At 41.4% G+C, this 23658-nt stretch carries 22 protein-coding genes; 18 read left to right on the top strand and 4 right to left on the bottom strand.

Annotated features, from left to right (window positions below; all coding sequences use genetic code 11):
* The first annotated feature begins 239 nt into the window (after window positions 1-239).
* The 5 genes from B3R79_RS03660 to B3R79_RS03640 all read left to right on the top strand — a co-directional run bounded on the left by B3R79_RS03660 (window position 240) and on the right by B3R79_RS03640 (window position 8837).
* Window positions 240-782, top strand: a complete 543-nt coding sequence (locus B3R79_RS03660) for an FUSC family protein (RefSeq protein ID WP_154455187.1) — start codon at window positions 240-242, stop codon at window positions 780-782.
* Between the two features lie 81 nt (window positions 783-863).
* Window positions 864-1235, top strand: a complete 372-nt coding sequence (locus tag B3R79_RS03655; RefSeq protein WP_154455188.1) for a MerR family transcriptional regulator — start codon at window positions 864-866, stop codon at window positions 1233-1235.
* A gap of 43 nt (window positions 1236-1278) precedes the next feature.
* The gene (glnA, locus tag B3R79_RS03650) at window positions 1279-2625 is read left to right on the top strand and encodes a type I glutamate--ammonia ligase (protein WP_168261454.1); all 1347 of its coding nucleotides are present in this window, start codon (window positions 1279-1281) and stop codon (window positions 2623-2625) included.
* A gap of 253 nt (window positions 2626-2878) precedes the next feature.
* On the top strand, window positions 2879-7396 hold the full coding sequence (gene gltB, locus B3R79_RS03645; RefSeq protein ID WP_293693810.1) for a glutamate synthase large subunit: 4518 nt from the start codon (window positions 2879-2881) through the stop codon (window positions 7394-7396).
* Window position 7397: 1 nt separating this feature from the next.
* Window positions 7398-8837 (top strand): glutamate synthase subunit beta, encoded by a 1440-nt coding sequence (locus B3R79_RS03640; protein ID WP_293693808.1) that lies wholly within the window; start codon window positions 7398-7400, stop codon window positions 8835-8837.
* Between the two features lie 88 nt (window positions 8838-8925).
* On the opposite strand, the gene rnjA is transcribed toward B3R79_RS03640, so the two are convergent.
* Entirely contained in the window at window positions 8926-10623 is a 1698-nt protein-coding gene (rnjA, locus tag B3R79_RS03635; protein ID WP_154455191.1) for a ribonuclease J1, read from the bottom strand.
* A 1-nt stretch (window position 10624) separates the two neighbouring features.
* Window positions 10625-10855 carry an RNA polymerase epsilon subunit gene (locus B3R79_RS03630; protein WP_168261457.1) on the bottom strand — a complete coding sequence of 77 codons (231 nt, stop codon included), beginning with the start codon at window positions 10853-10855 and terminating at the stop codon, window positions 10625-10627.
* 193 nt (window positions 10856-11048) lie between these two features.
* On the opposite strand from B3R79_RS03630, the gene tsaB reads away from it, so the two are divergent.
* From tsaB to tsaD, 3 genes are read left to right on the top strand one after another with little or no spacing between them, the layout of a single operon-like run.
* Complete coding sequence (gene tsaB / locus B3R79_RS03625; RefSeq protein ID WP_293693805.1) at window positions 11049-11741, top strand: tRNA (adenosine(37)-N6)-threonylcarbamoyltransferase complex dimerization subunit type 1 TsaB; 693 nt, start codon at window positions 11049-11051, stop codon at window positions 11739-11741.
* A gap of 2 nt (window positions 11742-11743) precedes the next feature.
* The gene (rimI, locus tag B3R79_RS03620; RefSeq protein WP_168261459.1) at window positions 11744-12166 is read left to right on the top strand and encodes a ribosomal protein S18-alanine N-acetyltransferase; all 423 of its coding nucleotides are present in this window, start codon (window positions 11744-11746) and stop codon (window positions 12164-12166) included.
* A gap of 8 nt (window positions 12167-12174) precedes the next feature.
* Window positions 12175-13182: a tRNA (adenosine(37)-N6)-threonylcarbamoyltransferase complex transferase subunit TsaD gene (tsaD, locus tag B3R79_RS03615; protein WP_293693801.1), complete on the top strand. Its 1008-nt coding sequence runs from the start codon at window positions 12175-12177 to the stop codon at window positions 13180-13182.
* 54 nt (window positions 13183-13236) lie between these two features.
* On the opposite strand, the gene B3R79_RS03610 is transcribed toward tsaD, so the two are convergent.
* Window positions 13237-14409: an NAD(P)/FAD-dependent oxidoreductase gene (locus B3R79_RS03610; protein ID WP_293693799.1), complete on the bottom strand. Its 1173-nt coding sequence runs from the start codon at window positions 14407-14409 to the stop codon at window positions 13237-13239.
* Between the two features lie 172 nt (window positions 14410-14581).
* On the opposite strand from B3R79_RS03610, the gene B3R79_RS03605 reads away from it, so the two are divergent.
* From B3R79_RS03605 to B3R79_RS03595, 3 genes are all read left to right on the top strand, one after another.
* On the top strand, window positions 14582-15148 hold the full coding sequence (locus tag B3R79_RS03605; RefSeq protein ID WP_168261462.1) for a DUF536 domain-containing protein: 567 nt from the start codon (window positions 14582-14584) through the stop codon (window positions 15146-15148).
* A 96-nt stretch (window positions 15149-15244) separates the two neighbouring features.
* Window positions 15245-15832 (top strand): 3'-5' exonuclease, encoded by a 588-nt coding sequence (locus B3R79_RS03600; RefSeq protein ID WP_168261463.1) that lies wholly within the window; start codon window positions 15245-15247, stop codon window positions 15830-15832.
* 97 nt (window positions 15833-15929) lie between these two features.
* Entirely contained in the window at window positions 15930-16655 is a 726-nt protein-coding gene (locus B3R79_RS03595; RefSeq protein WP_293693796.1) for a MerR family transcriptional regulator, read from the top strand.
* Between the two features lie 37 nt (window positions 16656-16692).
* On the opposite strand, the gene B3R79_RS03590 is transcribed toward B3R79_RS03595, so the two are convergent.
* The gene (locus tag B3R79_RS03590) at window positions 16693-16992 is read right to left on the bottom strand and encodes a YbaB/EbfC family nucleoid-associated protein (RefSeq protein ID WP_154455200.1); all 300 of its coding nucleotides are present in this window, start codon (window positions 16990-16992) and stop codon (window positions 16693-16695) included.
* 281 nt (window positions 16993-17273) lie between these two features.
* Here B3R79_RS03590 and B3R79_RS03585 point away from each other — a divergent pair, with 281 nt between their 5' ends.
* Genes B3R79_RS03585 through B3R79_RS03555 form a run of 7 tightly spaced genes read left to right on the top strand, consistent with a single transcriptional unit; the run spans window position 17274 to window position 23621 of the window.
* Window positions 17274-18161, top strand: a complete 888-nt coding sequence (locus B3R79_RS03585; protein ID WP_168261464.1) for a substrate-binding domain-containing protein — start codon at window positions 17274-17276, stop codon at window positions 18159-18161.
* Window positions 18162-18170: 9 nt separating this feature from the next.
* Window positions 18171-19016 (top strand): phosphate ABC transporter permease subunit PstC, encoded by an 846-nt coding sequence (pstC, locus tag B3R79_RS03580; RefSeq protein ID WP_154455202.1) that lies wholly within the window; start codon window positions 18171-18173, stop codon window positions 19014-19016.
* 8 nt (window positions 19017-19024) lie between these two features.
* Window positions 19025-19897, top strand: coding sequence for a phosphate ABC transporter permease PstA (gene pstA, locus B3R79_RS03575; protein ID WP_168261465.1), 873 nt, complete (start codon window positions 19025-19027; stop codon window positions 19895-19897).
* Window positions 19897-20646, top strand: a complete 750-nt coding sequence (pstB, locus tag B3R79_RS03570; protein WP_168261466.1) for a phosphate ABC transporter ATP-binding protein PstB — start codon at window positions 19897-19899, stop codon at window positions 20644-20646. Before pstA ends, pstB begins: the two co-directional genes overlap by 1 nt.
* Complete coding sequence (phoU, locus tag B3R79_RS03565) at window positions 20646-21293, top strand: phosphate signaling complex protein PhoU (protein WP_154455205.1); 648 nt, start codon at window positions 20646-20648, stop codon at window positions 21291-21293. Before pstB ends, phoU begins: the two co-directional genes overlap by 1 nt.
* Before the next feature lie 2 nt (window positions 21294-21295).
* The gene (locus B3R79_RS03560; RefSeq protein WP_154455206.1) at window positions 21296-21976 is read left to right on the top strand and encodes a response regulator transcription factor; all 681 of its coding nucleotides are present in this window, start codon (window positions 21296-21298) and stop codon (window positions 21974-21976) included.
* Complete coding sequence (locus B3R79_RS03555; protein WP_293693792.1) at window positions 21969-23621, top strand: sensor histidine kinase; 1653 nt, start codon at window positions 21969-21971, stop codon at window positions 23619-23621. The genes B3R79_RS03560 and B3R79_RS03555 overlap by 8 nt, the downstream gene beginning before the upstream one ends.
* Window positions 23622-23658: the final 37 nt, after the last annotated feature.

The following is a 23658-nucleotide window of genomic DNA, read 5'->3' as shown; positions in this document are numbered from 1 at the left end:
AAGAGAACTCGACTTAACAAGACACCACTACTTTAACATAAAAGAAAAAGTAGAGAGTACTTTCTCCCGTCGGAGATTTTCTCACTACTAATCTTAGTATGTTTTTATTTGTTGTAAAAATCTGCAATGGCCTAATCGATGAGAGAAAAATGAACGTTTTGTGTGCTTAGTTTACCCCGCTTTCCCCAAAAAAGCCGCAAAATATGATACAATAAAAGAAATATAAATGGTTGTGAGTTATGAATTATTTAAAAAATCTTTTGGCAAATTATAAGTTTGACCCTAGTAAATTTAGATTAGGCATGCGGACCATTAAGACCGGATTAGCCGTTTTCTTAGTCTTGTTGATTTTTCACCTGTTTGGATGGGAAGGATTGCAAATCGGGACTTTGACGGCTGTTTTCTGTTTACGCGAAAATTTTGATAAAAGCGTGCATTTTGGCTTTTCAAGGGTTGTGGGAAATAGTGTAGGTGGTTTCTTATCACTGATTTTCTTTTTTATCAATCAATTTTTTGACTACCATTTCTGGGTTACCTTAGTTTTCATCCCTATTTTTTCGATGCTGGGCATTATGATAAATGTGGCTATCAACAATAAAGCAGGAATCATTGGAGGGACGTCTGCTCTTTTGATTATTACGCTTTCTATTCCGCCTGGAGATACGGTCTTATACGTTTTTGCACGTATTTTTGAAACCTTCTGCGGGGTCTTTGTAGCCATTATTGTTAATGCGGATGTCAATGAAGTTCGGAAATTAATTCGTAGGCGAGAACATAAATAAAATTATATGTCATGTTTTATAACATAAAGGGTTGACAGTTTAGAATTTTCAGATTATAATGGATAGCGGAAGGAGGTCATCATGAGAGAAAAAGAACTCAGACGTTCCATGGCGGTATTTCCTATTGGAACAGTAATGAAGTTGACAGATTTAACTGCACGTCAGATTCGTTATTATGAAGATCAGGGCTTAATTACGCCGGAGAGAACATCGGGGAATCGTCGCATGTATTCGTTGAATGACATGGATCGATTGCTTGAAATCAAAGATTTTCTCAATGAGGGGCTTAATATTGCAGCGATTAAACGTGAGTATGCGGAGCGGCAAGACAAAGCTAATCAAAAACAGAAATCTTTGACCGATGCTGATGTTCGCCGTATCTTACAAGATGAACTCCGAAACCAAGGGCGTTTTTCAACCCCATCGCAGTATATTAGTAATTGGCGCATCTAAGTCGAGTGTATCGGCTTTCTGTAAAAAAAGGAGACCTTAATTCATGACTATTACAGCATCAGACATTCGTCGCGAAGTTAAAGAAAAAAATGTAACATTTCTACGCTTGATGTTTTCAGATATTGCTGGAACATTGAAAAACGTGGAAATCCCAGCTACTGATGAACAGCTTGACAAAGTATTAGCCAACAAAGCTATGTTTGACGGCTCTTCAATCGAAGGATTTGTACGCATCAACGAATCTGATATGTTTTTACATCCTGACCTTGACACATGGACTGTTTTCCCTTGGGGTGGTGAAAATGGTGCTGTTGCAGGTTTGATTTGTGACATTTACACAGCAGAAGGTGAGCCTTTTGCAGGTGACCCACGTGGTAACTTGAAACGTGCTCTACGTCACATGGAAAAAGTTGGTTTCAAATCATTTAACCTTGGTCCAGAACCAGAATTCTTCTTGTTCAAATTGGATGAAAAAGGTGAACCAACTCTTGAAGTAAACGACCGCGGTGGTTATTTTGACCTTGCACCAACAGACCTTGCTGATAACACACGTCGTGAAATCGTTAACGTGTTGACTGAAATGGGATTTGAAGTTGAAGCAAGTCACCACGAAGTTGCGGTTGGACAACACGAAATTGATTTCAAATATGCTGATGTTTTGAAAGCATGTGACAACATTCAAATTTTCAAACTCGTTGTTAAAACAATTGCTCGTAAACATGGTCTTTACGCAACATTTATGGCAAAACCAAAATTCGGTATTAATGGTTCTGGTATGCACTGTAACATGTCATTGTTTGACTACGATGGCAACAATGCTTTCTTTGATACAGAAGATCCAAAAGGAATGCAATTGTCAGAAACAGCTTACTACTTCCTTGGCGGTTTGATGAAACATGCTTACAACTATACTGCTATTATGAATCCAACTGTAAACTCATACAAACGCTTGGTTCCTGGATATGAAGCACCTGTTTACATTGCATGGGCTGGTCGTAACCGTTCACCACTTATTCGCGTTCCTGCATCTCGTGGTATGGGAACTCGTTTGGAACTTCGTTCTGTTGACCCAACAGCAAACCCATACTTAGCACTTGCAGTTCTTCTTGAAGCAGGTCTTGATGGTATTGAAAATAAAATTGAAGCTCCAGCTCCAGTAGAATCAAATATTTATGTGATGACTGAAGAAGAACGTAAAGAAGCAGGCATTCGCGACCTTCCTTCTACTTTGCATAATGCGGTTAAAGCCTTGCAAGAAGATGAAGTTGTTAAAGCAGCTCTTGGTGAGCACATTTATACAAATTTTGTGGAATCTAAGAAAATTGAATGGTCAAGCTACGCAGCATTCGTTTCACAATGGGAAATTGATAACTACTTAGATTTATATTAAGGCATAGTGAGAACAGATTGGAGAAACAGTCCTCTATGGGACTTTTCTTCAGTCTTTTCTTTTCAATTGATTTTGAAGAAGTGCGACCACTTTTACCCCTCATAAGAATAGATAACCGATAATATTTTGAGTAAAAGAGTATATTTTATCAAAAAATGTCTAGAATGACTACTCTAACGCCTCAAAATATGGTACAATATATTACAATATTCTGAATAATTAGATTATTTATACGATGATTGGAGTGAAGGCTATGAACACAGGTGCTATAGAGGCACAAAAAACAACGCTTTGGGACCCCTCTTTCGAGTCTGATGCTTGTGGAATGGGATTTGTTGCCCAAATTGATGGCATGGCTAGTCATACTTTGATTGACTATGCATTGACGATGTTGACACGAATGAATCACCGTGGTGGGACAGGTGCCGAACCTGACACTGGAGATGGGGCTGGGATGTTGCTCGCCTTGCCTGATGAATTTTTCAAACTAAAGGCAAAAGAAGCGGGTTATAGCTTGCCTAAAAAGGGTGACTATGCTGTCGCTCAGCTCTTTTTACCACAAAACGCAGAAGCCAAGGCTAGTCTTTTAGAGGCTGTTAAGGCTGAGATAAAATTGGCTGGTTTTCATGTGTTGATGACGCGTGATGTGCCGTTTCGTTATGATAATTGCGGTCCAGCAGCTCAGGAAATCATGCCAAGCTTTGTCCAAGTGTTTATTAAGAAACCAGACGACACGAAAGCAGGGCGTGATTTTGAGGACCAATTGTTCCAGTTGCGTCGTCAAATGGAGAAGACGTTCTCAGCAGATGAATTTTTCATTTGTTCGTTATCGAGTAAAACTATTGTGTATAAAGGAATGTTACACGCTTTTCAGGTCGGGCTATTTTACCCTGATTTGCAAGATGAGCACTTCAAATCTCACATTGCGTTGACTCACTCACGCTTTTCGACCAATACTTTCCCATCTTGGGACCGTGCGCAGCCATTTCGCTTTTTAGCTCACAATGGTGAAATCAATACCCTTCGTGGTGCGGAAAACTGGATGCACAGTCATCAGATTGAGGTTTACAACGAGGAAAATTCAGATTCGGCTAAGTTAGAAAACTGTTTGGAATATCTTTACCGTAATGGTCGTGATATCCCGCAAAGCTTGTTGATGATGGTTCCTGAAGCTTGGGGTGAAGAATCTGGGCTTTCAGATGATTTGAAGGCTTTCTACGAATATGCGTCAAGCTTTGTAGCGCCTTGGGATGGTCCAGCGGCCCTTGTCTTTTCTGACGGTGATATGGTTGGTGCACGTTTGGACCGTAATGGTTTGCGTCCTAGCCGTTATTCATTGACGAAGGATAATTTCTTGATTTGCTCAAGTGAATCAGGTGTAGTGGACCTTGAACCAAGTCGTGTGGTTGAAAAAGGTGTGCTTGGTCCTGGTAACATGATGTTGATTGACACCACTTCAGGCAGATTGATGCGCAATGAAGAAGTCAAGGCTTATTACGCTGCTCAGCATCCTTACAAGGAATGGGTGGAAGAAAATATCGCTCATTTAAAAGACTTTGAGGCAGCCGAATTACAAGAAGAAACCACAGACATTGATACCATGTGGAAGGCTTATGGCTACACAGAAGAAGTCATTCGCACGGTGATTTTACCGATGTCTGAAAAAGGAGAAGAACCTGTTATTTCGATGGGATTTGATAGCCCATTAGCAGTGCTTTCTCATAAAAATCAATCCCTTTTCACCTTCTTCAAACAACAATTTGCGCAAGTTACCAATCCGCCAATTGATGCCATTCGTGAACAAATCGTGGTGTCAACGAGTGTTTACTTGGGTGGCGATGGTAATTTCAAGGCAGATGGGGCGGACAACTGTGTGAAAGTCAAGATTGACAGTCCAATGTTGTCAAGCCAAGAATTTGCGAAAATCGCTCAGTTGCAAGATGAGCGCTACCGTGCAACAACCTTGTCAACGGTTTATGATGTGGTTGAACCTTCTCACAACCGTTTGCAACGTGCTTTGGAAAACTTGTTTAAGGCGGCGGAAAAAGCTGTGGATAACGGCAGCAAGATTATTATTTTGTCAGACCGTCACATTCAAGAAAATCAAACAACGATTCCAATGTTGTTGGCCGTTTCTGGTTTGAACAATTACATGGTTGTCAAGGGTAAAGCTAGCCAATTCTCGATTGTGGTGGATACGGCTGAAGCAGTTGAAGTGCATCATTTTGCGACCTTGGTAGGTTACGGTGCGGCAGCCATTCACCCTTACGGAGCTTATGCGACCTTAAAAGAATACGGTAAAGATGAGCAGGCATTTGAAAAATACCGCAAAGCTTCAGAAAAAGGTATTGTCAAGATCATGAGCCGTATGGGAATTTCTACTATCCTTGGTTACAAGGGTGCCCAGCTATTTGAAGCAGTTGGTTTGTCTGATGCTGTTGTCAACAAATACTTTACAGGAACTGTAACGCGTATTGGTGGCTTGTCACTAGACCAAATTGAAAAAGAATACCTGCAACGTATCGAAGATGCTTTTGGTCCACGTCGTGGGGATTACTTGCAAAGTGGCGGTATTTACCAATTCAAGGCTGACGGTGAATACCATTTGTTTAACCCACACACCATTTACAATTTCCAACAGGCTGTTCGTACAGGCGATTACAAACTATTCAAAGAATACACGGCTGAACTAGACAAAGAAGCTTTGGAAACACCGACAACACTGCGTTCGATTTGGGAATTCCATTCTGACCGTCCAAAAGTAGATTTGTCTGAAGTCGAGCCTGCTGAAACTATTGTCAAACGTTTCAAGGTTGGTGCCATGAGTTTTGGTTCATTGTCTAAAGAAGCTCATGAAACCATTGCAGAAGCTATGAATGCCCTTGGAGCCAAATCAAACTCTGGTGAGGGTGGCGAAAATCGTAACCGTTTCAAAGTCCAACCAGACGGACGCAATTTGAATTCTAAGATTAAACAGGTGGCTTCTGGACGTTTTGGGGTGAATGCGGAATACCTCATGTCTGCAGAAGAACTTCAGATTAAACTCGCACAAGGGGCAAAACCTGGTGAAGGTGGGCAATTGCCTGGTCAAAAAGTCTTCCCTTGGGTTGCTGAAATTCGTGGGGCAACGCCTGGTGTGCGTTTGATTTCACCACCACCGCATCACGACATTTACTCAATTGAAGATTTGGCGCAGCTGATTTATGACCTCAAAGCAATTAATCCTTATGCAAAAATCAATGTCAAGTTGGTGTCAAGCACAGGTGTTGGAACTATTGCCACAGGTTGTGTTAAGGCTGGTGCGGACAAGGTCGTTATTTCAGGCTATGACGGTGGAACAGGTGCCTCTCCTCGTAATTCGGTCCGTGACGCTGGTTTGCCGTGGGAAATGGGCTTGGCAGAAGCGCATCAAACGCTATCTCTTAACCGTTTACGTCAACGCATGACTTTGGAAACTGACGGTAAATTGATGACAGGTCGTGACCTTGCCGTAGCGACACTTCTTGGGGCTGAAGAATATTCATTTGCTAGCTTGGCTTTGATTTCTATCGGTTGTGTGATGATGCGTGTTTGCTCGCTCAATACCTGCCCTGTTGGTGTTGCAACACAAAATCCAGAGTTGCGTCAGCATTTTGCTGGAAAACCAGAACACTTGATTAACATGATGATGTTCATGGCAGAAGAATTGCGTGAGTACATGGCTGAACTTGGCTTCCGCTCAGTTGATGAAATGGTTGGGCATTCTGAAATCTTGAAAGCCAAATTCATTCCAAAAGGGAAAGCCAAATCACTTGATTTCTCACGTATCTTGGGAACAGCTTATCCGATTAACCGTAAGACAGAAGACCCATTTGCAGATGCTCGTCAATGGAAAGAGTTGGACGGCTTTGCCAAAGCAGCGGTTGATAGTGGCGTTGGCGTGACGGTTAAAGAATCCATCAATAACGTGCAACGTGCGGTTGGTGCGAGAATGGCTGGTTGGCTAGCAGAACGTTACGGTAACGACACACTTGAACCAGGTTTGATTAAGTACGAATACACAGGTATCGCAGGGCAATCCTTTGCAAGCTTTATCACACAAGGCATGGAGTTGACCTTGGTTGGTGAAGCCAATGATTACATTGCCAAATCCATGTCAGGTGGTCGCTTGATTGTTAAACCACCGTATGATGCGGCTTACGATGTGGAACATTCACCGATTGTTGGAAATGTTGCCCTCTTTGGTGCGGTCAAGGGTGAAGCTTATTTTGCAGGTCGTGCGGGTGAGCGTTTCTGTGTCCGTAATTCAGGTGCAAAAGTAGTGGTTGAAGGTGTTGGCGCCCACGGTTGTGAATACATGACAGGTGGTGTAGCGGTTATCCTTGGCACAACAGGACGCAACTTTGCTGCTGGTATGAGTGGCGGTGTGGCTTATGTTTACGATGCTGACGGTGACTTTGCTGAAAAAGTCAATCGCGAAATGGTTGACCTCTACAAAGTTGGAGAAACACGTGGGGACGATGTTTTGGTTGATATGATTCAAAAACATTACGACTACACAGGCAGTGCTAAAGCCAAACGTTTGCTTGATAATTGGGCACAAGAAGTGGATAAATTTGTCAAAGTATATCCAACAGAATTCCACGAAATCCACGATATTGAGCATGCTCTGGCTAAAACTGGCTTAGAAGGTGACGAACTAGAATTACGTACCTTTGAAATTGCGACAGGCGGAGCTGAAACAGCTGCCGAAAAAGAAGAACTACTTGCACAAGTAACAGGAGGTAATTAAAATGGCGGACCCATTTGGATTTTTGAAATATGAGCGAAAAGACAATCCTTATCGTCCTGTTGCTGAACGCATCTTGGACTTTGAGGAACTGCAAATCCCACTCTCAGAAGAAGAGCGTCGCAAACAAGCGGCTCGTTGTATGACTTGTGGCGTACCATTTTGCCACTCAGGTACTTTTTACGGTGGTGGGCGTGCCGTTTCAGGCTGTCCTAACGACAACTTGATTCCAGAGTGGAATGATTTGGTTTACAAGGGTGATTACAAGCGTGCATTTGAGCGCCTATCTCGAACCAATCCATTCCCTGAGATGACAGGGCGTGTTTGTCCGGCACCTTGTGAAAAAGGGTGTACCGAAGGCCTTAACGGCGTAGGCGTTACCATTCATGACAATGAGCGTTTCATTATTGATACTGCTTTTGAAAATGGCTGGGTGGAGGACTCAGGTCGTCCACTTTACCGCACAGGCTTTAAAGTGGCGGTGATTGGTTCAGGACCTGCAGGGCTTGCTGCAGCTTGGCGTCTCAATCAACTAGGGCACAACGTGACAGTTTATGAACGTAGTGACCGTTTTGGTGGGCTTTTGATGTATGGTATTCCAAACATGAAATTGGATAAAGCAATTGTTCAACGCCGCATTGATGTCATGGAAAATCTTGGTATCACCTTTATTGCCAATACCGAAGTTGGACGTGACATCACAGCGGACGGACTCTTGCAACAATATGACCGTGTCGTCTTAGCTACTGGGGCCAGTGTTCCACGTGACTTGGATGTTCCAGGACGTCATTTGTCAGGCGTGCGTTTTGCCGTCGATTTCTTAACCGAAACCACGAAAAATGTTTTGGCATCTGAAACGAAAAAATTAGGTCCAACCCTTGAAGGTAAGCACGTACTTGTTATTGGTGGTGGTGATACAGGAAATGACTGTATCGGAACGGCCGTTCGTTTGGGGGCTGCAAGTGTTAAACAGCTTGAAATCACGCCAGAACCACCAGAAAAACGCTTGCCAAGCAACCCTTGGCCAGAATACCCAATGATTAAACGCACGGGTTATGGGCAAGAAGAGGCTGATTATGTACAAGACACAACATTAACAACTTACGCAACCTCAACCACTGAATTTATCGGAGCTGACCGTGGCCAAGTCATTGCCGCTAAAACGGTAAAAGTGGGTCCAGGCTTTAAACCAATTGAAGGAACGGAAGAAATCATCCAAGCTGACCTTGTCTTATTGGCTATGGGCTTCACAGGTGCTGAAAAATCACTCTTTGAACAATTTGGTGTTCAAAGCGTTTATGATGATTATTCAACCAATAATGACCGTGTCTTTGTTGCAGGTGATGCTCGTCGCGGACCAAGTCTTGTGATTTGGGGTATCCGTGAAGGACGCAAAGCTGCTGAAAAAATCGACCAAGGTCTTCGTATCATGGTTGCACAATAACACTAAAACACTAGAGCGTTTGAGCGTTCTAGTGTTTTTTTACTTGTCGATATAAAAAAAGAGAAGATCGTGCATCTTCTCTTTTGGTTTATTTACCACTGTCTTGTGGGTTATCTGGCGTGAGAATCATCGGAATGATGATTGGCTCACGTTCTGTTTTTTCGTATAAGAATGGACGAAGGGCATTAACAATAGCACCGTTGACCGATTGAATGCTAGCGTCCTTGTTTTTAAGGGCAATGCGGATGGCATTGAACAAGACACGTTGGCTTTCACGAATCAATTCGCCTGATTCACGCATGTAAATGAAACCACGGCTCAAGATATCAGGTCCAGCTAGAATCATTTGACTGTCAAAATCAACTGTTGCCACCGCAAGCACGACACCATATTCAGATAAATCATGACGGTCACGCAAAACAGCTGCACCAATATCGCCAATACCATTACCGTCAACGTAAATGTCTTGTGCGTTGAAATGACCTGCACGACGAGCTGAATGGGCTGTCAAAGCCAAGACATCCCCATTTTCCATAACAAAAATGTTTTCCTTAGGAATGCCGACATCCATAGCCAAACCAGCGTGGATTTTTTGCATACGGTATTCCCCGTGAACAGGCATGAAATACTTAGGTTTCATGAGGCGAAGCATCAATTTTTGTTCTTGTTGTCCACCGTGACCTGATGTGTGGATATTATTGACTTTACCGTGGATAACTTCGACACCAGCTTCTTGGATAGTGTTAATCAGTTTATTGACGCTGGTTGTGTTACCAGGGATTGGGCTAGAAGAAAAGATAACCGTATCTCCAGGTTGTAGGGTAACTTGACGGTGAGTACCGTTGGCAATGCGAGCAAGCGCTGCCATTGATTCCCCTTGGCTACCTGTACACATGATTAAAATTTCACTAGCGTGGTATTTGTTGAGCTCGCTAGGGTCGATAAATGTCCCTTTTGGAACCTTGATATACCCAAGGTCAATCCCGTTAATGATAGCTTTTTCCATTGAACGTCCGAAAACAACGATTTTACGACCTGTTTTGACAGCCGCTTCAGCTGCTTGTTGCAAACGGAAAATATTTGAGGCAAATGACGCAAAGATAATACGCCCATGAATGCCTTCGATGATTTTCATGATGGATTGGCCAACCACTTTTTCAGAGTTAGTGAAGGTTGGGATTTCAGCGTTTGTTGAGTCAGAAAGCAAACACAAGACGCCTTCTTCTCCCAAAGCTGCCATACGGTGTAAATCAGCAGGTTCGCCGACAGGGGTGAAGTCAAATTTGAAGTCACCCGTACATACGATATTACCTTGAGGGGTGTGAACGACAATTCCTAAAGGTTCTGGAATTGAGTGAGTAGTGCGGAAAAACGTGACGCTCAAGTTTTTGAAAGTAAGCTCTGTGTCCGCATTGATTTCGTATAGTTTTGCGTCGCGTAATAAACCATGTTCTTCGAGTTTTCCTTTAATCAATGCCAAAGCCAAAGGTCCTGCATAAATAGGGATATTAGCTTGTTTTAGCAAGAAAGGAATACCACCGATGTGGTCCTCGTGCCCGTGCGTGATGACAAGGGCTTTGATACGTTTCACATTTTCAACAATATAGGAATAATCAGGGATAACATAATCAATACCAAGGAGGTCATCTTCAGGGAATTTGATACCAGCGTCAACGATGATGATTTCATCTTGATACTCAATACCGTAGGTATTTTTCCCAATTTCTCCAAGGCCACCAATAGCATAAACCCCAACTTCCTCGGGTTTTAAATGGATTTGTGACATGTTATAACTCCGTTAGTTCAAAGGCACCTGTTTCTTTTTCGTAAGCCAGGTGTTTTTCTGATAAAAGTTCGATAAATTCGACATTGTAAGGTGTTTTTTCTTCAACGAGTTTACGCGTTTTGATGCGTCCTTCTAATTCGTTTGAAGCTTCAACTTCAAGGTAAATGACTTTTGTTTTCTCACGGTGTGGGTTGCGATCTTTATTTTCTTGATAAAAAACTTTGTAAATCATAATAATCCTTTCTTTGACTCGTTATACTACCTATGGCTAACTAATTAAACGACACCAAAAGCTATCAAATAGTACCGTAGCTACTTGATTTTCGTCTATGTGATATTTTACGAGTAATGAATTAGCCTTGATTCGTTGCAATTATTAAAATTATATCATAAAATAAGAGTTAGAATCAAGTGAGGGAATTGAAATGATGAAAGTTTTAGCCTTTGATACATCAAGTAAGGCTCTATCTGTTGCCATCTTGGATGGTGAGCAGTTATTAGCGGATGTTACCGTAAATGTTAAGAAAAATCACAGTATCAATCTCATGCCTGCGATTGATTTTTTGATGAATTCAGTGGATTTAAAACCTGCTGATTTGGATAGGATTGTGGTCGCACAGGGACCAGGTTCTTATACGGGGCTACGTGTGGCGGTTGCAACAGCCAAGACCTTAGCTTACGCGCTGGGCATTGAATTTGTCGGTGTGTCAAGTCTTTATGCCTTGGCAGCGGCAACAGAATTTTCAGGCATGATTGTCCCTGTGATGGATGCCCGTCGAAACAACGTTTATGCTGGATTTTATCGCGATGGTCAATTGGTGAAAGAAGAGGCTCACATGGCCTTTCCAGAGGTTTTAGCAGCCGTTCAAGATGAAAAAGACGTCTTGTTTGTCGGTGAAGTGGCTCCTTTCCAGACGCAAATTGAAGAGGCGTTACCCAAAGCTCAAGTGTTGCCAGTATTGCCATCAGCTTATGCCATTGGAAAATATGGACAAACCTTAGCGCCAGTGGATGTGGATAGTTTTGTACCGAACTACCTTAAACGCGTTGAAGCGGAGGAAAATTGGCTGAAAAACCATGAAGAAAACCCACACGCGGATTATATAAAACGTATCTAAAAATGAGAGAATTAACAGAAAAAGTAGCTGCCGTTTATGATATTTTGTCGGATGTCTATGACAAATCTCCTTGGACCAAGGAGCAAATCTTGTCGGATATGCAGCAGGATAATGTGGATTATTTTTTTGTGGAAGTAGACAAAACGGCTATCGGTTTTTTGGTGATTCAACAATTGGTTGGTGAGTTGGAAATCACAAATATCGCTGTGAAGAAGGCCCGTCAAGGAGAAGGCTGGGGAAGTCAATTATTGGCGCACTTGGACCATGTGGATTTTCCCATTTTCCTAGAAGTCAGGGCGTCAAATACGTCGGCGCAGGCTTTGTATCAAAAATTTGGCTTTGAGGTGATTGGTAAGCGTCAGCGTTATTACCATGAGCCAGTTGAAGACGCTATTATCATGAAACGTGAGGGCAGTGAGAGGTAAACGAACGAATGAAAGACAGATATATTTTAGCTGTGGAAAGCTCTTGTGATGAAACCAGCGTTGCGGTTTTAAAAAATGAGAGCGAGCTTTTAAGTAATATTATTGCCAGTCAGGTGGAAAGCCACAAGCGTTTTGGTGGCGTGGTGCCTGAAGTGGCTAGTCGTCATCATGTCGAAGTGGTGACCACTTGTTTTCAGGATGCACTGGAGGCAGCAGGAATTGAGGCGAGCGACCTTGATGCTGTTGCGGTTACTTATGGTCCTGGCTTAGTTGGGGCGCTTTTGGTGGGAATGGCTGCCGCTAAAGCCTTTGCTTGGGCACACCAGCTCCCACTTATTCCTGTCAATCATATGGCAGGGCATTTGATGGCTGCGCGTGAAGTCAAAGAATTGACTTATCCTTTGTTGGCTTTGCTTGTTTCAGGAGGTCACACAGAACTTGTTTACGTCAAGGAACCTGGTGATTATAAGATTGTCGGTGAAACGCGTGACGATGCTGTTGGAGAGGCCTATGACAAAGTAGGGCGTGTGATGGGCTTGACTTACCCAGCGGGACGTGAAATTGACCAGTTGGCACACCAAGGCAAGGATGTTTATGATCTGCCTCGTGCTATGATGACAGAGGATAACTTGGAATTTTCATTTTCAGGATTAAAATCAGCAGTTATCAATCTACACCACAATGCCCAACAAAAAGGGGAAGACTTGTTCAAAGAGGATTTGGCTGCTTCCTTCCAAGCCGCTGTTCTTGATGTTTTGATGGCTAAAACCAAAAAAGCCTTAGAAAAATACCCTGTGAATACCTTAGTAGTGGCTGGTGGTGTGGCCGCCAATCAAGGCTTACGTGAACGATTGGCAAGCGAATTGACAGAGGTTGATGTTATTATTCCGCCTTTGCGTTTGTGCGGTGACAATGCAGGCATGATTGCTTTGGCAGCAGCGATTGAGTATGATAAAGGCCACTTTGCTGGTTTGGATTTAAATGCCAAACCAAGCCTAGCTTTTGATGGTTTATAAATGAAAAACCCTCTTGAATACCTTCAAGAGGGTTTTGCTATGTGGAAAGAGTTGTTAATAATGCAAACTACCAGCTACCCAACCCGTACACAAGGCTACCGTGATATTAAAACCGCCTGTGTGAGCGTTGATGTCTAGTACCTCGCCAGCAAAGTGTAACCCTGGAACGTGTTTGCTCTCAAGGGTTTTAGGATTGATTTCCTTCAAATCAATGCCACCTTTAGTGACAAAGGATTTGGCCAGTGACATTTTGCCGGTCACTTTGATTGGCATGGCCTTGAGGTTTTTCACAAGAGCACTTGCTTGCTGCGGTGTCAGTTGTTTGACTTTTTCGGGAAATGTCTGCGCTAAAAAGCTTGCTAGACGCTCTGGTAAGAGCATTTTTAGGGTATTTTTGAGTGATTTTTCACGGTTTTCCGAGAGAAAAGCGTCCAAGTCCTCTGTGGATAACTTGGGTAGCACATCCAATGTGATGGTTTCACCGCCTTTGAGAAAACTAGATATCCGCAGAGCCGCAGGCCCAGACAAACCAAAATGCGTAAAGAGCAAATCATGCGTGATATGGTGTTTTTGATAAGTTAAAGACACATCATCCAGCGAAATTCCCTGCAAAGCCTTGTGGGGAAAGTCTGTCAGCAAGGGACTTTCCGCCGCTTCTAGTTCGGTAACCTTGATTTTGAAATGGCGAGCGATGTCATAGCCAAATCCTGTTGAACCTGTGGATGGGTAAGCTTTTCCGCCAGTCGTCACAATCAGTTTTTCACAGACAAACTCCTCTGTGGCAGATTTGATGTGGAAAAGGTTATCTATTTTTTTGACTGAAACCACTTCGGTGTTGGTTAGGACTTCACCACCTAATTCTTGAATACTATGTGCGAGGGCATCAATAATGATTTTAGATTTGTCTGTTTTTGGGAAAACGCGTCCGTGGTCTTCCACTTTTAAAGCGACCCCTCTGTCCTCAAAAAATTGGATGATATCATGGTTATCAAACTGAGAAAAGACACTGTAAAGGAAGCGTCCATTTCCAGGAATACCTGCCATCAGGTCATCAAGCGTGCCGTTATTGGTTACGTTGCAGCGACCGCCCCCTGTACCAGCCAGTTTTTTACCCAACCGTCTATTTTTTTCGATGAGTAAGGTTTTATTGCCATAATAACTGCTAGAAATAGCAGCCATCATACCAGCGGGGCCACCGCCAATAATAATTGTATCATATGTTTTCATACCTTTATTTTAGCATAAAAGGTTTTAAAAAGGACAGCTAGCATATTTTTCTATTTTGACAAAGTTGACATATATGTCAAGCTAACGTGACAAAGATTGACGGGATAAAATTGACAATTGGTCGGTCTTATGATATGCTTTTCATGAGAATTTCAATGTAAAAGAGGATACTATGGCAATTGAAAAAACCGTCAGCGAAATAGCTGAAATCTTAGGAGTTAGCCGTCAAGCAGTTAACAACCGCGTGAAAAGTTTACCTGAAGAAGATGTTTCTAAAAACGAAAAAGGGGTAACGGTTGTCAACCGCAGCGGCTTGATTAAGTTAGAAGAAATTTACAAAAAAACCATTTTTGAAGACGAACCAATCAGCGAAGAAACGCAACAACGAGAGTTGTTAGAAATTTTGGTGGATGAAAAAAATACTGAAATCACTCGCCTTTACGAACAACTTAAAGCTAAGGATAAGCAAATCAGCACCAAAGATGAGCAACTTCGTGTGAAAGACGTTCAGATTAGCGAAAAAGACAAGCAGCTTGACCAACAACAACAATTAACGTTGGCGGCTATGGAAGATAGCAAACGTCTTCAGTTAGAATTGAACGAAGCCAAAGCTGAAGTGGAAGAAATCCAAACACGCACAGAAGAAGAAAAAGAGCAAGAAAGAGCTCAGGAAGAGGCAGAGGCTCAAGAAGAAACAGCACCTAAAGGTTTCTTTGCTCGTTTGTTTGGTGGTAGATAAGCACATCTATTGCTAGAGTTCTTTCAATTTGTAAGAAAAAACCTCCATTGGGGTTTTTTGTTTGCCGTAATTTGAGTGATTATGCTGGAGAAAAACATGGAAACATTACAACATTACATTGCTTTTGATTTGGAATTTAATACGGTGGGCGAGGAAACGCACATTATTCAGGTATCGGCGGTTAAGATGGCAAATGGACAGGAAGTTGACAGTTTTGACACCTATGTTTACACTGATTTACACCTTCAATCCTTTATCAATGGTTTAACAGGTATCACTGCTGAGAAGGTGGCGAGTGCGCCTAAGCTTGCAACGGTGCTTGATGACTTTAAAACCTTTGTCGGAGATACGCCATTAATTGGCTACAATGCCATCAAATCAGACTTGCCTTTGTTGGTTGAAAATGACTTGGACTTGACAGGATTTTACAAGGTGGATGTCTATGATGAAGCTTTTGCTCGTCGCAGTACAGATTTAAACGGTGTGACAAATTTAAAATTGACCAGTGTAGCAGAATTTTTAGGGATTTCGGGTCACGGTCATAATTCGTTAGAAGATGCTCGCATGACAGCTCAAGTCTATGAAAAGTTTATGGAATTTGATGAGAATAAGACGTATTTAACTCAGCAAGAAGAGGAACACGGCGACAATCCTTTTGCAGCCTTAGGTGGTTTTTTTGATTAAAGCACCACTTTTTACAAAAAAGAAAAAATCCACTAAGGGAACCCCTTGCTCGTTACCTTAGGGCATGTTCTATAATAAGAGCAGAAAGGGGGAAGAAATGTCTTCATTTTACACGACCGGTGATTTGGCTAAGTTAGCTGGTGTTTCAGTCCGCACGGTACAATATTATGACAAACGTGGTATTTTAACTCCGTCTGATGTGACAGAAGGTGGACGGCGGCTTTATGTGGCAAGTGATTTGGAGCAGCTGCGAATGATTTGTTTTCTGCGTGAGTTGGATTTTTCCATTGACCAAATCAAACGCATTTTAGCGGAAGAAAATGCTAAGCAAGTTTTGGAATTGCTTTTGGTTGAGCACATCAAGGAGATGAAGCAAGACCTTAGTGAAAGAAAAGCAAAACTTGACACAGCTGTCAATCTACTTGACAAGGTGAAAAATCAATCAGGTCAGTCATTGGCGTTTTTGTCAGACATTTCGCTAGTTATGCGCAATCAACACACTTTAAAACAATTACACAGACGTCTGTTTTTCTATGCTTTGCCCTTGATTTTAGTGCAATGGGGAACGCTGATTTGGGCGATTTTGAGCCGTCAACTACTGATTTTTCTTATAGGAGAAATCGTTATCATTCCTTTGACTTTTTGGTTGGTTAAGAAAAAATACGCTACTCAGGTTGCCTTTGTGTGCCCTAATTGCCACAGTGTTTTCCAGCCGTCTTATAAGGCCATTATACTGGCGCCTCATACGCCTAAAACACGGAAATTAAGGTGCCCGCATTGTCATGAAAAATCTTATTGCTTAGAAGTTGCCAAAGAAAAGTAAAAAAGCCCGAACCATTTGGTTCGGGCTTTTTGTCTTCTTAAAATGGCAATTTACCAGCAAAGGCGCCAAGTGTTTTTTGAGTGGCATCATCGATTTGAGAAAGGGCATCGTTGATGGCTTGTGTGGTCATATCTTGAAGAGTTTCCACGTCTTCAGGGTCAACAATAGCTTCTTTAAAAGTGATGTTCACTAATTTTTTATCCCCTGTAAAAACAACGCTGACAAGGTCTTGGGCAGATGTGCCTGTAAAGGTTGTTTCAGCCAATTCAGCTTGTTTTTTCTCCATTTGTTTTTGGAGTTTTTGAGCTTGACGCATCATATTTTGCATATTCATCATGAGATTTGTAAGTTCCTTTCTGAGTTAAAAAAGCGTTTCTTAAAACGTTATTATTATATCATTTTTTAGCCCTAAGACCAATCTTAGACAGAAGGTATTCTTTTTCTACTATTATAGGCACAAAAAACAAAAAAGTAAATTTTACATAGCTTTTAACTTTACATGGTTTTTACAAAAGGAATTTTGGGGATTTTACAAAAACTTTACAAAAAAACGGTAATGAATTTGATATAACCTGTCTATAATGAGTACCATAAAGATATCTAAGGAGAAATCACCCCATGAAAAAATGGAAATTGTTATCATCACTTAGCGTACTTGGAGCAGCTGCTCTAGTCGGACTATCAGCTTGCGGAAGTACTGCTAATGGAGATAGTGAAGCAGGTCTTGGACAAATCAACGTTGTAACACGTGAAGATGGTTCTGGAACACGCGGTGCTTTCATTGAATTGTTTGGACTTGAAGAAAAAAATAGCGATGGTGAAAAAGTTGATTTGACAACTCAAAACGCTATTGTAACTAACTCTACTTCAGTGATGTTGACAACTGTCGCAGAAGACGGTTCAGCAATTGGTTACGCTTCTCTAGGGTCATTGAACGACAGCGTTAAAGTGGTTGACATCGATGGCGCAGAAGCAACAGTAGAAAACATCAAAGATGGTTCTTACAAAGTGTCACGTCCATTTAACATCGTGACAAAAGATGATACAAACGAAGCAGCTAAAGATTTTATTAACTTTATCTTAAGCAGCGAAGGCCAAGCAATTGTTGAAAAGAGCGGTTATATTCCACTTGATGACAATGGTTCTTACAAATCAAGCGTAAATTCAGGAAAAGTTGTTATTTCTGGTTCTAGTTCAGTAACACCTGTTATGGAAAAATTAAAAGAAGCCTATGCTAAGGTAAATCCTGATGTGACAATCGAAATCCAACAAAGCGACTCTTCAACTGGTGTAGCAAACACTATTGATGGTACAGCGGATATCGGTATGGCTTCACGTGAACTTAAAGATACTGAAGAAAAAGAAGGCGTTACAGCAACAGTTATTGCAATGGATGGTATTGCGGTAATCGTTAATGACAAGAACGAAGTAGATGATCTTACAAGTGAACAAGTTAAAGATATCTTCGCAGGTGATACTACATCTTGGGAAGACCTATCTGAGTAAGAGGAATTCATGAATCATACTAAAGAAAAAACAATGCAAGTGGTATTTTTCCTTACCGCTTGTATTTCCGTTATATCGGTTTTACTTATTTGCGTATTTTTATTCTCTAATGGCCTACCTGCGATTAAAGAAATTGGCCTAAAAGAGTTTTTGTTTGGCAAAATCTGGCGTCCATCTAGCAATGAATTTGGTATTTTCCCAATGATTGTTGGTTCACTATATGTTACATTGGGTGCCTTAATTCTCGGTGTACCAATTGGTATTTTGACAGCGGTCTTTATGGCACATTTTTGTCCAGAGCGCTTCTACAAACCATTGAAAGCAGCTATCAACTTGATGGCAGGAATTCCGTCGGTTGTTTACGGTTTCTTCGGTTTGGTGGTCTTGGTACCATTTGTCAGAAATAACATCGGTGGCTACGGAATGGGTGTTTTGACAGCTTCAATGTTGCTTGGGATTATGATCCTTCCAACTATTGTTAGCGTGTCAGAAACAGCTATTCGTGCCGTACCTGATTACTACTATGAGGGCGGGTTGGCCTTAGGGGCTTCTCACGAAAGAAGTGTGTTTTTCGTCGTATTGCCAGCGGCTAAACGAGGCATTATCGCCTCAGTTATTCTTGGACTGGGCCGTGCAATTGGTGAAACCATGGCAGTTATTATGGTTGCTGGAAACCAGGCCATTATTCCAAGTTCATTAACATCTGGAGTCCGTACCTTAACGACAAATATTGTCATGGAAATGGGATATTCAACAGGTCTCCACAGAGAAGCTTTGATTGGTACAGCCGTTATCTTGTTTATCTTTGTGCTGATTATCAATATCACCTTCTCGCTATTGCATAAGGAGGACTAATCATAGATATGGAAAATGTAAATCAACGAACTCTAAAGCAGCGTTTTGCATCGCGCAAACACGACCCTGTATCACTTATCTTGTTTGGGTTTGTGTATTTAGCGGCATTTGTGAGTTTCTTGATGATTGCTTTTATTATTAGTTATATTTTGGTGAAAGGTGTTCCTCATTTAAACAAAGGCTTGTTCTCTTTGACTTACACAACTGATAATGTTTCTTTGTTACCAGCCTTGATTAACACCGTCTTTATCACGATTTTAACCTTGCTGATTGCGGTTCCGATTGGTATTGGTGGATCAATCTATTTGACAGAATATGCGAAGAGAGATAATCCAATTGTCAATATCATTCGTATTGCAACAGAAACCCTATCAGGAATTCCATCAATCATTTATGGTTTGTTTGGTGCCCTTTTCTTTGTGAAATACGCTCATTTTGGTCTATCACTTTTGTCTGGGGCAGTGACCTTGAGTATCATGATTTTACCGTTAATCATGAGAACGACTGAGGAAGCCTTACTTTCTGTCCCAAACAGTTACCGTGAGGGAGCTTTTGCCCTTGGTGCTGGTAAATTAAGAACGATTTTCAAGATTGTTTTGCCAAGTGCTATGCCAGGTATTTTCTCAGGTGTTATTTTGGCGATTGGTCGTATTATCGGTGAATCAGCGGCTCTTATCTTTACCGCAGGAACAGTGGCAGAAGTAGCTAAAAGCGTCTTTAGCTCATCACGGACTTTGGCGGTGCATATGTACGCTATTTCTGGTGAAGGACTGTATATCAATCAAACCTATGCAACAGCTGTTGTCTTGCTGATATTAGTCATTGGAATTAACTTTTTATCAGGCTTAATTGCCAAACGTTTAGGAAGTGAGAATGGGTAATGAGTAAATTAACTATTGAAAACTTAGATTTATATTATGGCGATTTTCATGCCTTGAAATCAGTCAATTTAAATATTCCAGCCAAGGAAATTACCGCTTTTATCGGTCCTTCTGGCTGTGGAAAATCAACTTTATTAAAAAGCCTAAATCGTATGAACGATTTGGTCAAAGATTGTCGCATTACAGGTAATGTGCTTTTGGATGGTGAAGATGTTTACCGTGATTTAGATATCAATAAATTGCGTAAAAAAGTGGGTATGGTATTCCAAAAACCAAATCCATTCCCAATGAGCATTTATGACAATATTGCCTTTGGTCCACGTACACACGGGATTCATGGAAAGGCGGAACTGGATGAGATTGTTGAACGTTCGCTGAAACAAGCAGCAATTTGGGACGAAGTGAAAGACCGACTTCACAAGTCAGCCTTGGGTATGTCTGGTGGTCAACAACAAAGACTTTGCATTGCGCGTGCCCTTGCGATTGAGCCAGATGTCTTGCTTATGGACGAGCCAACTTCAGCCCTTGACCCAATTTCAACGTCAAAAATCGAAGACCTTGTTATTGAATTGAAGCAAAAATACAGCATCGTTATTGTAACCCACAATATGCAACAAGCTGTGCGTATTTCAGATAAAACGGCCTTCTTCTTGATGGGAGAAGTCGTAGAATTTAACCAAACCAGTCAACTCTTTTCTCTTCCTCAAGACGAGCGAACAGAAAACTACATTACAGGGAGATTCGGCTAATGCGTTCAAAATTTGAAAATCAACTCCAAGAACTCAATAAAAATGTTATTTTTATGGGGGCTTTATGTGAAGATGTTATCTCAAAATCGGTTCAATTTTTAAAACACGATGATTCAGAACTCGTGGATGATGTGATTGAAACTTACCATCGCATTGAACAACTTGAACGCGACATTGAAGAACAATGTTTGAAATTGCTGTTGCGTCAACAGCCTGTTGCAAAAGATTTACGCCGTGTATCAGCTGCCTTGAAAATGGTTTACGATATGAAACGTATCGGAGCCCAAGCCGCTGAAATGGGTGAGATTGTCAATCAAGGACATATCCACCAAGGACAAGAATTAAAACACCTACAAACCATGGTAAGCCACGTTGTGGACATGGTAACGAATAGTATTGATGCCTTTGTGCATGATGATGAAGAACTGGCTAACCAAGTCATTCAAAATGATAATACAATTGATGCAGAATTTGATACAATAAAGATGGACTTAATGGCCTACTTCGCAGGAGAAGAAGTGGATGGCGAACACGCTATCGACGTCCTGATGGTAGCCAAATACCTTGAACGTATTGGAGATCATACGGTCAATATTGCCAAGTGGGTCATTTTCTCAATCACTGGGCAATTAGATGGAGATGAATAATAATGATTTATTGTGTTGAAGACGATGATGATATTCGCGAATTGATGCTTTATACGCTACGGACGACGGGATTTGAAGCCCAAGGTTTTCCCAACTCCGAGCTTTTCTGGCAAGCGATGGAGCAAGTCAAACCCGACTTAATCTTATTGGATATTATGCTGCCAGGAAGTGACGGTTTATCCAGTTTAGAGGAGTTGCGTGCGAAAAAAAGCAGTGAAAGTATTCCTGTTATCATGGCAACTGCCAAAGGAACAGAATTTGACAAGGTTAAGGGCTTGGATATGGGAGCCGATGATTATCTGGTCAAACCCTTTGGCATGATGGAAATGATTTCTCGTATTAAAGCTGTTTTACGCCGAACTCAAAGTCATGTTCAAGAGGATAAGACCTTGACGATTGGTTCTATTTCTCTTGATGTTCAAAACTACACAGTAAAGAAAGATAATAAAGTTATTCATCTAACGCTGAAAGAATTTGAACTGTTTGCTTTATTGATGAAAAACCCTAATCGTGTGTTTACCAGACAAGAACTGCTAAATCAAGTCTGGGGCGAACACTTTGTTGGGGAAACAAGAACGGTAGATGTTCATATCGGAACACTGCGGACCAAACTTGGTGATGCCAGTCACCTCATAAAGACTATTCGTGGGGTAGGATACCGACTGGAGGAAGAGAATGATTAAAAGAATCTTTCGCTCAACACTTTTTGTATCTTTAGGGATTTTGTTTTCAGCTATCCTGTTAATTATGGGGGCTTTGTACAATTATTTCACTAAGGTTCAAAGAGAACAGTTGCGAACAGAAACTGCCTTGATTGCTCAAGGGGTTTCACTAGAAGGAAAAAATTATTTTGAAAATCTAAACGTTTCCAATGTTCGTATTACTTGGGTTGACAACGAGGGAACGATTCTTTATGATAGCAACTCTGATGCAACCAAAATGGATAATCATCAGAACCGTAAAGAGATTAGAGAGGCTATGGAAGAAGGCTACGGTGAGAGCACTCGCTTTTCGACAACTTTGACAACACAATCGATTTATGTAGCGCAGCGTCTAGATGACGGAACGGTTTTACGTTTGTCCGTAACCCAGCATAGCTTATTGCTTTTGCTGATTCGTATGTTCCAACCGTTTGCCTTGATTGTCATCTTGTCAATCGTCTTATCGATTTGGGTGGCACGCTACACGTCAAGACGTATTATTGCACCGTTAAATAACTTGGATTTAGACCAACCTTTAAGCAATGATGCTTATGATGAAATCACGCCTTTACTTAGACGAATTGATTACCATCAAAAAGAATTGGCTAAAAAAGAGTCACAATTAAACCAGAAAAAAGAAGAATTCGATACGATTATTTCAAAAATCAAGGAAGGGATTATCTTGCTGGATGCAGGCTGTCATGTCATTAGCATGAATGCTGCAGCCCAAGACCTCTTCCAAACAGACCAAAGTTGTATCGGCAAGGATATCTTAAAAACAACAAGGGATTTAGCCTTTAATAACTTGCTAGAAGCAGGTCTTAAAGGAGATAACCAAGAAGGGATTGTTCATTTTGATAAGGACAGTTACAAGGTCTTGATTCGTCCGATTTTATCAGATGGTCATATGACTGGATTGGTGGTTCTTTTGTTCGATGTGACAGAACAATTGCAAATTGAACAATTACGACATGAGTTCACTGCAAACGTGTCACATGAGCTTAAAACGCCTCTGCACGTCATTTCAGGCTATTCAGAAATGCTAGTTAATGGCTTAGTATCTGCTGATGATGTACCTCGTTTTGCAGGAAAGATTTACAAAGAATCCAAACAAATGGTGCAGTTGGTTGAGGACATTATCAAATTGTCACAATTGGATGAAACTGACCAAGTACCAATGGAAGATGTGGATCTTTACCGCGTTGCTAAAAGTGTCTTGAGCAGTTTATCTGCTAAAGCCAAACAACGTGATATTCAGCTTCAACTTAAGGGACAACCGACCCATATCACGGGTAATCCAGCCTTGATTCATTCTGTTTTGTACAATTTGAGCGACAATGCTATTACCTACAATCGTGATGGCGGTAGCGTAAATATTACGATAACAGATGAAGCAGATAAGATTTCTGTTGATGTCAAAGATACGGGAATTGGTATCTCAAAAGAAGAACAAGAACGCATTTTTGAACGCTTCTATCGCATCGATAAGAGTCGCTCAAGAAAAGTTGGTGGAACGGGTCTGGGGCTTTCAATTGTTAAACACGCTTTGAAACTCCATAACGCTTCAATCAATGTTCGTAGCGTTCCTGATGAGGGAACAACCATGACCCTCACCTTTAAAAAGTAATACTAAAAAAGAAGTGGCTCATTGTCAACTGTAGTGG

It is taken from the genome of Streptococcus sp. UBA3373 (genome assembly GCF_002360305.1).
GTDB lineage: Bacteria > Bacillota > Bacilli > Lactobacillales > Streptococcaceae > Streptococcus > Streptococcus alactolyticus.
Note: the sequence above shows the minus strand (reverse complement) of the source record. Positions and strands in the feature narration are given on the sequence as shown.